The organism is Variovorax sp. GW531-E2, assembly GCF_059423125.1.
In genome coordinates this window covers 1-7,687 of the sequence record NZ_JBWKXQ010000108.1, presented here as the reverse complement: position 1 = coordinate 7,687, position 7,687 = coordinate 1, and the positions used below count along the sequence as shown (strand labels likewise).

Here is a 7,687-nt window from a genome sequence, read left to right as displayed (position 1 = left end):
GGGCCGCGGCGCCCCCGGCTCGGCCCGTGACGCCGCCCGGCCCGCCGCCGCGCGCCACGGCCAGCCGCACCGACCGCATCATCATCGTGGCGCTCGACCCCGGCCATGGCGGTGAAGACCCCGGCGCCATCGGCCCGAACGGCACGCGCGAGAAAGACATCGTGCTGCAGGTGGCGCACCGCCTGCGCGAACGCATCAACGCGGCCAGCGTCAACGGCAGCCCGATGCGCGCCTTTCTCACGCGCGACGCCGACTTCTTCGTGCCGCTGGGCGTGCGCGTGCAGAAGGCGCGGCGCGTGCAGGCCGACCTGTTCGTGAGCATCCACGCCGACGCCTTCACCACGCCCGCCGCGCGCGGCGCCAGCGTGTTCGCCCTGAGCCAGAGCGGCGCCTCCAGCAGCGCCGCGCGCTGGCTCGCCAACAAGGAAAACGACGCCGACAAGGTCGGCGGCGTGAACGTGGGCAACCACGAGGCGCAGGTGCAGCGCGCGCTGCTCGACATGAGCACCACCGCGCAGATCAACGACAGCCTGAAGCTCGGCGGCGCGATGCTCGGCGAGATCAAGGGCATCGGCGCGCGGCTGCACAAGGCACAGGTCGAGCAGGCCGGCTTCGCGGTGCTGAAGGCGCCCGACATCCCGAGCGTGCTGGTCGAGACGGCCTTCATCAGCAACCCCGAGGAAGAAGCCAACCTGCGCCGCGCCGACTACCAGGAGAACCTGGCCGACGCGCTGATGCGCGGCATCCAGCGCTACTTCGCGCAGAACCCGCCGCTCGCGCGCAGCCGCCAGCTCTAGGCTAGAAGCCCGCCACGCGGGCGACCCACGCGGCCAGATAAAGGCCGACGCCGAAGACGCTGTGCGTCACCACGCTCTGGAACCGCGCCATCGCCGGGCGCGGCGTGCGGCGCGCCGCAAAGCCCGCCCCCATCGCCGGCTGCATCACGCAGAACGGCAGGAGCACGGTGCCGACGCCGACGATCAACGCAGGCACCAGCGTCGGCTGGCGCGCCCATTCCAATCCCCAGCCCGCGAGCAGCACGGCCGCGAACGCGATGCCGAGCAGGTAGTGCGCGGTCCACCCGATGACGCCCTCGCCTGCCACGCGCGGCGACTTGCCGATGGGGTCGTGAAAGAAGCGCCCGCGCGTCAGGTGCACGAGCCAGCGGCCCACGAGCGCGTAGTCCAGCGAGGGAATGCCGAACAGGCGCTGGCGCAGCACGGCCCACAGGTCCATCACCACGGTCGCGCCGGCGCCGATCCACAGCGTGCGCAACGCGCATTCGACGGCCTCAGACATGGCCGCGCTCCCGCACCGGCGCGCGCGCCGCGATCATCCAGCAGGCCGCGACAAAGCGCACGTCGTCGCCCTGCACATAGGGCGCAAAGGCGGCATGCAGCGTCTCGACGACCTGCGCGCGTGTCGCGGCATCCACTTCCTGCAGGACCAGGCCGACCGGCCCGAGCCGCGTGAAGTAGTCGACCAGCGCCGTCGCGGGAAACGCGCACTCGACCTCGAAGGGCTGGATGTCGACCTCGCCCCATCCGCTCGCCTCGAGGATGCCCGCGACCCGCGCGCGGTCAGCGAACGCGAACTGGCCCGGTGCGTTCGGCTGGCGCGGCGGCAGGCCGGGCAGCAGCGGCGCGGCGGCGCGCTCGGCCGTGGTCATGAACGGGTTGTCGGCCCCGCCGCGCCAGGCGATGCAGCGCAGGGACGCGCCCTCCGTCGCGGCATGCCGCAGGTTCGCGAAAGCCCGCACGGGGTCGTCGAAGAACATCACGCCCAGGCGCGAGATGACCGTGTCGAACGTGGCCGGCTCGAAGGCATGGCCCTGCACGTCGGCGCAAACGAAGCGGGCCGACGGGAGCACCTCGCGCGCGGCGCGGGCCTTCGCCGCCTCGATCATCGGCGCCGAGATATCGACACCGAGGCACTGGCCCGCCGGGTCGAGCTGCCGCGCCACGGCGAGCGTCGTGCGGCCGGTGCCGCAGCCCACGTCGAGCACGCGGTGGGCGCCCACGGCGCGCACCGCGTCGCTCAGCCGTGCTTCGAGCGGCTGGAACATCGCGTCGAGCACGGCCTGCGTCCGGACCCAGGCGCTGCCGGCGTGGCCGTTCCACAAGGCGGCCTGCTCGGCATTGGCGGGGGATGTGTCGTCCATGATCGTTTTCCTTCAGGTGCCTTCAAGCGGCGAGAGCTAGACTGTGCCAATTCAAGTCGACTTGAAGTCAAGAGGGGGCCGGCACATGGACATTTCGGAAGTCGCGCAACGCGCCGGCGTTCCCGCCTCGACGCTGCGCTTCTATGAAGAAAAAGGGCTGATCGCCTCGACCGGCCGGCACGGCCTGCGCCGCGTGTTCGCGCCCGAGGTGCTGGAGCGGCTGGCGCTCATCGCGCTGGGGCGCGCCGCCGGTTTCTCGCTGGAGGAGATCGGCCACATGTTCTCGCCCGAAGGCAAGCCGCGCATCGACCGGCAGGTGCTCGCGGACAAGGCGCAGGACCTCGATCGCACGATCCGCCAGCTCACGGCGATGCGCGACGGCCTGCGGCATGCGGCGGTCTGCCCCGCGCCCAGCCACATGGAATGCCCCACCTTCCGCCGCATCCTGCGGGCCGCGTCGTCGGGCGCTCTGGAAGCCCCGAAGAAGAAGGCGCCGAAGCCGCGAACCCCCTAGCCACACGTGCTTTCAGGCGTTGCGTTCCGCAACACGCGCCCCTGCGCACAGGCAAGCGCGGCAGGCTCCTACACCGCGAAATGCATACTTTTGACCATGATGAGCCATCACTCTCGAAAGGTGGACCTCATGTTGAAGACACGTCTCTGGATCGCCGCTGCAGCTGCCACTTCGGTCATGACGCTGGCAGGTTGTGCGAGCGGTCCGAACCAGAACCTCGGCACCGGCATTGGCGCACTCGGCGGCGCGGCGGTGGGCCATGCGATCGGCGGCAACACGGGCAGCACGCTCGGCGGCGCGGCCATCGGCGGCATCATCGGCAACCAGGTGGGCCGCAACGTCGACGAGCGCAACTACTACAACCAGCAACGCTACCCGCGCGGCAGTGGCTACTACCCGGACAACGGGCCGCGCTACTGATTGATCCTTCCAACCCTCAACGAAAAAACGCGCCCTCCGGCGCGTTTTTTTTCTGGGGCGGGCCGCGAGCCGCTCAGGCCTGCGACGCCGCCGCCCGCGCCTTCTCGGCCTTCGAGGCGCGCCACGCGCCGAAGATGGCCAGCAGGCCGGGCACGAAGATCAGCGCCCAGATGATCTTGTCCAGGTGCTGGCGCACGAACGGCAGGTTGCCGAAGAAGTAGCCCGCGGTGGCAATGCCCAGCACCCAGATGAGCGCACCGCCCACGTTGTAGGCCGTGAACTTCGCGCGGTTCATCTCGGCCACGCCGGCCACGAAGGGCGCGAAGGTGCGAATGAACGGCATGAAGCGCGCCAGCACGATGGTGATGCCGCCGTAGCGTTCGTAGAAGCTGTGGGCCTGATCGAAGGCCTTGCGGTTGAAGAAGCGCGAGTTCTCCCACTGGAACACCTTGGGCCCGAAGTAGCGCCCGATCGAGTAGTTGCACTGGTCGCCCAGGATGGCCGCCGCGATCAGGATGCCGCAGGCCAGCGGAAAGCTCATGAGCCCCACGCCGCACAGCGCGCCGACGATGAAGAGCAGCGAGTCGCCCGGCAGGAACGGCATGACCACCGCGCCGGTTTCGACGAACACGATCAGGAACAGCAGCGCGTAGACCCAGGGGCCGTAGGCGACCACGAAGGCCTCGAGGTGTTTGTCGACGTGAAGGATGAAGTCGACGAGAAAGCTGATGATTTCCATGGGCGCGGATTATCCTTGTTGGCATGCCGCACCCTTTCCGAATCACCCCATGATCCAGATCCGCGAAGCCCTCGATACCGACTGGCCCAGCCTCTGGGCCGTTCTCGAACCGACGTTCCGCCGCGGCGACACCTATACCTACCCGCCCGATGTGACGGAAGAACAGGCCCGCCACTCGTGGACGAAGGTGCCCACGCTGACCTTCGTGGCCTGCAACGACGAAGGCGCCGTGCTCGGCACCTATGTGATCCGCCCCAACCAGCCCGGCCAGGGCGCGCACGTGAGCAACTGCGGGTATGTGGTGTCCGAGGCGGCGCGCGGCCTGGGCGTGGCCTCGGCGCTGTGCGAACACTCGCAGCAGCAGGCCCTGCGCATGGGCTTCCTGGCGATGCAGTTCAACTTCGTCGTCTCCACCAACGAGCGCGCGGTGCGGCTGTGGCAGCACATGGGCTTCGCCATCGTCGGCACCTTGCCGGGCGCATTCAGGCATCCGCAGCTGGGCTTCGTGGACGCCTTCGTCATGTACAAGCAGCTGCAGCCTTTCCCCGGCGCGGCATGAAGAAGATCGAGCCCCGGCTCCTGCAGGCCTTCGTGGCCGTGGCCCGCGAGGGCTCGGTGTCGCGCGGCGCGCAGCGCCTGTTCCTCACGCAGCCGGCCGTGAGCCTGCAACTCAAGGAACTGGGCGCGCTGGTCGAGCTGGAGCTGTTCCAGCGCACACCCACCGGCCTGCTGCTCACGCGCGACGGCGCGGCGCTGCTCAACCACGCGGAGCATGCGCTCGAGAGCCTGAACGATTTCGCGGTGGCCGCCGAGCGGCTCAAGGGCGGCGTGCGCGGCTCGCTGCGCATCGGCACCATCCTCGACCCCGACTTCACCCGCCTCAGCCCCTTCCTCACCGAACTGGTGGCGCTGGCGCCCGAACTCGAGACCGAGCTGCACCAGGGCACGAGCGGCGACGTGCTCGCCCAACTGCTCAACAAGGAACTCGACATCGGCTTCTACCTCGGCGACCCCGAGGCCACCGACCTGCCGCAGGCCAGCGCCCCGTTGCGCGGCGCCACGACGGCGAACTGTTCCATTCGCAGGTGCTGGCGCGCTTCAACTACCAGGTGATCGGCCCGAGCGGCTGGGCGCCCCAGGTGCTGGGCCGCGACTGGCCCGAGCTGGCGTACCTGCCGTGGGTGCTGGCACCGCCGACCTCGTCGCACTCGCGGCTGCTGGCGCCGGTGCTGCAGGCCCACAAGCTGGTGCTGAAGAAAGCCGCGCAGGCCGACCAGGAGATGTCGATGCTGGCGCTGGTGCGCGCCGGCGTGGGCATTTCGCTGGCGCGCGACGCGCTGGCATTGCAGGCCAGCCAGCGCGATGGCCTGGTCATTGCCGACCGCGTGAGCATCGGCTGCGACCTGCGCTTTGTCTGCCTGGCCGGCGCGCTCAAGCGGCCGGAGGTGGACTGCGCGTGGCAGGCCCTGTCGCGCGTCTGGCGACAGGCCTTCTGAACGACTAGGCGCGTGCCCGGCCGTCGAGCACGGCCGCCGGCGCTGCCGCCGCCCCACTCTTCTTCGCCACGCGCCAGCCCTTCGGCATCAGCGCCAGCATCAGCGCGGCCAGCAGCGCCGCGCTGCCCAGCGTGTACAGCCCCGCAGCCGAGCCGCCGTGGTTCTGCTCCACGTAGGTCCGCAGGTTGGGCGCCACGAAGCCGCCCAGGTTGCCGATGGAGTTGACCAGCGCGATGCCCGTGGCAATGCCCAGGCCCGACAGCCGCTCCGACAGGAAGGCATAGAAGATCGGCGTGCCCGACAGGTAGGTCGACGCGCCGATGGACAGCGCCGCGATCGCGAAGATCGGTGAGCCGTGCGCCGACAGGCACACGCACACGCCGAAGATCGTGTAGAGCGTGGCCACGGTGACGCGGCGGCGGTCGTGGTGACGGTCGGACCAGCGCGTGACGAAGTACACGACGAACAGCGCCAGCAGCCACGGAATGCTGGTGACGAAGCCGACCAGGAGGCCGATCTTCTGGCCCAGGATCTGCCCCACCTGGGTCGGGAGATAGAAGATGAGGCCGTAGGCGGCGATCTGCACGATGAAGAAGTTCAGCGCGAAGAACATGACCCGCGGATTACACAGCGTCTGCCACACGGTCTGCGGGCTGTCGGCCGACTTCTCCGCCGCTTCCTGGTCGAGCACGGCCTGCAGTGCGTTCTGCTGCGCGCTCGTGAGCCAGGGCGCGTTGTGCGGCCGATCGACGATGACGAAGAAGGCCACGATGCCCACCACCACAGCCATCAGGCCCTCGATGAGGAACATCCACTCCCAGCCCTTGAGCCCGCCGATGCCGTTCATGTCGAGCAGCGCACCGGAGATCGGCCCGCCGATGACGAGCGCACCCGCAAAGCCGAACAGCAAAATGCCGTTGGCCTGTGCACGCACCTTCGCGGGAAACCAGTAGGTCAGCGTGAGCAGCACGCCGGGGTAGAAGCCCGCCTCCGCGATGCCGAGCAGGAAGCGCAGCACGTAGAAGGAGGTCTCGGTGGTGGCGAACATCATGGCCGAGGCCACGAGCCCCCAGGTGACCATGATCCGGCACAGCCAGATGCGCGGGCCGACGCGCGACAGGATCACGTTGCTCGGCACTTCGAAGATCGCGTAGCTCACGAAGAAGATGCCGGCGCCGAGCGCGAAGGCGCTGTTGCTCAGGCCGGTGTCGATCTGCAGCGCCTGCTTGGCGAAGCCGACGTTCACGCGATCAAGAATCGACATGATGTACATGACGATCAGCATGGGCAGCAGGCGCCAGCGCGCCTTGTGGATGGCGCCTGTGACCAGTTCGCCGTAGGGACTCGTGGTTGTCATTGTTGTTGTCTCCTGAATAGGTATGTCTGTCTGGAAGCCGTGGAGGCTAGCCGCGTGCGACCGCGCCGTGGACCGGGTTGGTCACCGCGCCGAGCCCGTCGATCTCGACCGAGACCACGTCGCCGCGCTTCAGGAAGCGTGGCGGCTTGAGGCCCAGGCCGACGCCGGCGGGCGTGCCGGTGAGGATCAGGTCGCCGGGCTCCAGCGTGATGGCGCGCGAGAGGTACGCGATGAGGAACGCGACCGAGAAGATCATTTCGCTGGTGTTGGACGACTGCACGGCCTCGCCGTTGACGAGGCAGCGGATGCCCAGCGATTGCACGTCGGCCACTTCGTCGCGCGTGACGACGGTGGGCGCGAGCGGGCAGAAGCCGTCGAGCGACTTGCCGCGCACCCATTGCGCCTCGCCCAGTTGCACGTCGCGCGCGCTCACGTCGTTGGCGGCGACGTAGCCGAACACATGCGAGAGCGCCTCGGCCTCGCTCACGCCCTGTGCACGCTTGCCGATGACGACGCCGAGTTCGGCTTCCCAGTCGACCTTCTCGGTGAAGCCTTCGGGCCAGGTGATCGCATCGCCATCGGCCGCCAGCGTGTTGCTGAACTTCGCGAACACGACGGGCTTCTCGGGGATGGCCAGGCCGGTCTCGATGCAGTGGTCGCGGTAGTTGGCGCCGATGCAGATGATGTTTCTCGGTGCGAACGGCAAGACGGGCTTGACGTCGGCGAGGGGGATCGGCTGGCCTGCATCGCGCCAGGGCTGGCCTTCGACGATGTCCTGCATGCGGGCCGCATCGACGGGCTGCAATGCGCCGTCCTTGATGTAGCCCACGCGGGGGCCTTGGGGCGTTTGAACGCTCATCCACTTCATGTCTGACTCCTTCTTCTGATTTAAAAAATTCTGGGTGCGGGTTCATTCAGGGCGTGTGCACAGGCCACCGGGTACTTCCCTCCGCGAATGTCCCCCGGGGCTTCGCCCCTCCTCCTTGATTTCGCTGCGGGA

Annotated in this window: 11 protein-coding genes; 6 read left to right on the top strand and 5 right to left on the bottom strand. The window is 68.7% G+C overall.

The features are described 5' to 3' along the window. On the top strand, nt 1-797 hold a 797-nt coding region (locus tag AC07XP_RS31775; protein WP_175497122.1), incomplete at its 5' end, for an N-acetylmuramoyl-L-alanine amidase family protein. A 1-nt stretch (nt 798) separates the two neighbouring features. Here AC07XP_RS31775 and AC07XP_RS31770 read toward each other — a convergent pair. Then, the gene (locus AC07XP_RS31770; protein WP_495266904.1) at nt 799-1,299 is read right to left on the bottom strand and encodes a DUF2938 domain-containing protein; all 501 of its coding nucleotides are present in this window, start codon (nt 1,297-1,299) and stop codon (nt 799-801) included. Then, complete coding sequence (locus tag AC07XP_RS31765; RefSeq protein ID WP_495266903.1) at nt 1,292-2,161, bottom strand: class I SAM-dependent methyltransferase; 870 nt, start codon at nt 2,159-2,161, stop codon at nt 1,292-1,294. Before AC07XP_RS31765 ends, AC07XP_RS31770 begins: the two co-directional genes overlap by 8 nt. A gap of 85 nt (nt 2,162-2,246) precedes the next feature. Between AC07XP_RS31765 and AC07XP_RS31760 the strand changes: the two genes are divergently transcribed. Both AC07XP_RS31760 and AC07XP_RS31755 read left to right on the top strand, forming a co-directional pair. After that, the gene (locus AC07XP_RS31760) at nt 2,247-2,675 is read left to right on the top strand and encodes a helix-turn-helix domain-containing protein (protein ID WP_159276157.1); all 429 of its coding nucleotides are present in this window, start codon (nt 2,247-2,249) and stop codon (nt 2,673-2,675) included. A 129-nt stretch (nt 2,676-2,804) separates the two neighbouring features. Then, nucleotides 2,805-3,095, top strand: a complete 291-nt coding sequence (locus tag AC07XP_RS31755; protein WP_223301444.1) for a YMGG-like glycine zipper-containing protein — start codon at nt 2,805-2,807, stop codon at nt 3,093-3,095. Nucleotides 3,096-3,168: 73 nt separating this feature from the next. Here AC07XP_RS31755 and AC07XP_RS31750 read toward each other — a convergent pair whose 3' ends face one another. Continuing rightward, entirely contained in the window at nt 3,169-3,834 is a 666-nt protein-coding gene (locus AC07XP_RS31750; protein ID WP_062478522.1) for a DedA family protein, read from the bottom strand. A 49-nt stretch (nt 3,835-3,883) separates the two neighbouring features. On the opposite strand from AC07XP_RS31750, the gene AC07XP_RS31745 reads away from it, so the two are divergent. The 3 genes from AC07XP_RS31745 to AC07XP_RS31735 are packed head-to-tail and all read left to right on the top strand — an operon-like array spanning nt 3,884 to nt 5,330. Further along, nucleotides 3,884-4,393, top strand: coding sequence for a GNAT family N-acetyltransferase (locus AC07XP_RS31745; RefSeq protein WP_495266902.1), 510 nt, complete (start codon nt 3,884-3,886; stop codon nt 4,391-4,393). Then, on the top strand, nt 4,390-4,947 hold the full coding sequence (locus AC07XP_RS31740) for a LysR family transcriptional regulator (RefSeq protein WP_495266901.1): 558 nt from the start codon (nt 4,390-4,392) through the stop codon (nt 4,945-4,947). The genes AC07XP_RS31745 and AC07XP_RS31740 overlap by 4 nt, the downstream gene beginning before the upstream one ends. After that, complete coding sequence (locus AC07XP_RS31735; RefSeq protein ID WP_495266900.1) at nt 4,920-5,330, top strand: LysR substrate-binding domain-containing protein; 411 nt, start codon at nt 4,920-4,922, stop codon at nt 5,328-5,330. The genes AC07XP_RS31740 and AC07XP_RS31735 overlap by 28 nt, the downstream gene beginning before the upstream one ends. A gap of 4 nt (nt 5,331-5,334) precedes the next feature. On the opposite strand, the gene AC07XP_RS31730 is transcribed toward AC07XP_RS31735, so the two are convergent. Both AC07XP_RS31730 and AC07XP_RS31725 read right to left on the bottom strand, forming a co-directional pair. Further along, on the bottom strand, nt 5,335-6,687 hold the full coding sequence (locus tag AC07XP_RS31730) for an MFS transporter (protein WP_082818212.1): 1,353 nt from the start codon (nt 6,685-6,687) through the stop codon (nt 5,335-5,337). A gap of 46 nt (nt 6,688-6,733) precedes the next feature. Further along, nucleotides 6,734-7,555, bottom strand: coding sequence for a fumarylacetoacetate hydrolase family protein (locus AC07XP_RS31725; RefSeq protein ID WP_495266899.1), 822 nt, complete (start codon nt 7,553-7,555; stop codon nt 6,734-6,736). Nucleotides 7,556-7,687 lie beyond the last annotated feature (132 nt).

Coding starts and splice junctions, on each gene's coding strand:
- AC07XP_RS31770 (WP_495266904.1), bottom strand. CDS start 1,299: ATGTCTGAGGCCGTCGAATGCGCGTTGCGCACGCTGTGGATCGGCGCC.
- AC07XP_RS31765 (WP_495266903.1), bottom strand. CDS start 2,161: ATGGACGACACATCCCCCGCCAATGCCGAGCAGGCCGCCTTGTGGAAC.
- AC07XP_RS31760 (WP_159276157.1), top strand. CDS start 2,247: ATGGACATTTCGGAAGTCGCGCAACGCGCCGGCGTTCCCGCCTCGACG.
- AC07XP_RS31755 (WP_223301444.1), top strand. CDS start 2,805: ATGTTGAAGACACGTCTCTGGATCGCCGCTGCAGCTGCCACTTCGGTC.
- AC07XP_RS31750 (WP_062478522.1), bottom strand. CDS start 3,834: ATGGAAATCATCAGCTTTCTCGTCGACTTCATCCTTCACGTCGACAAA.
- AC07XP_RS31745 (WP_495266902.1), top strand. CDS start 3,884: ATGATCCAGATCCGCGAAGCCCTCGATACCGACTGGCCCAGCCTCTGG.
- AC07XP_RS31740 (WP_495266901.1), top strand. CDS start 4,390: ATGAAGAAGATCGAGCCCCGGCTCCTGCAGGCCTTCGTGGCCGTGGCC.
- AC07XP_RS31730 (WP_082818212.1), bottom strand. CDS start 6,687: ATGACAACCACGAGTCCCTACGGCGAACTGGTCACAGGCGCCATCCAC.
- AC07XP_RS31725 (WP_495266899.1), bottom strand. CDS start 7,555: ATGAAGTGGATGAGCGTTCAAACGCCCCAAGGCCCCCGCGTGGGCTAC.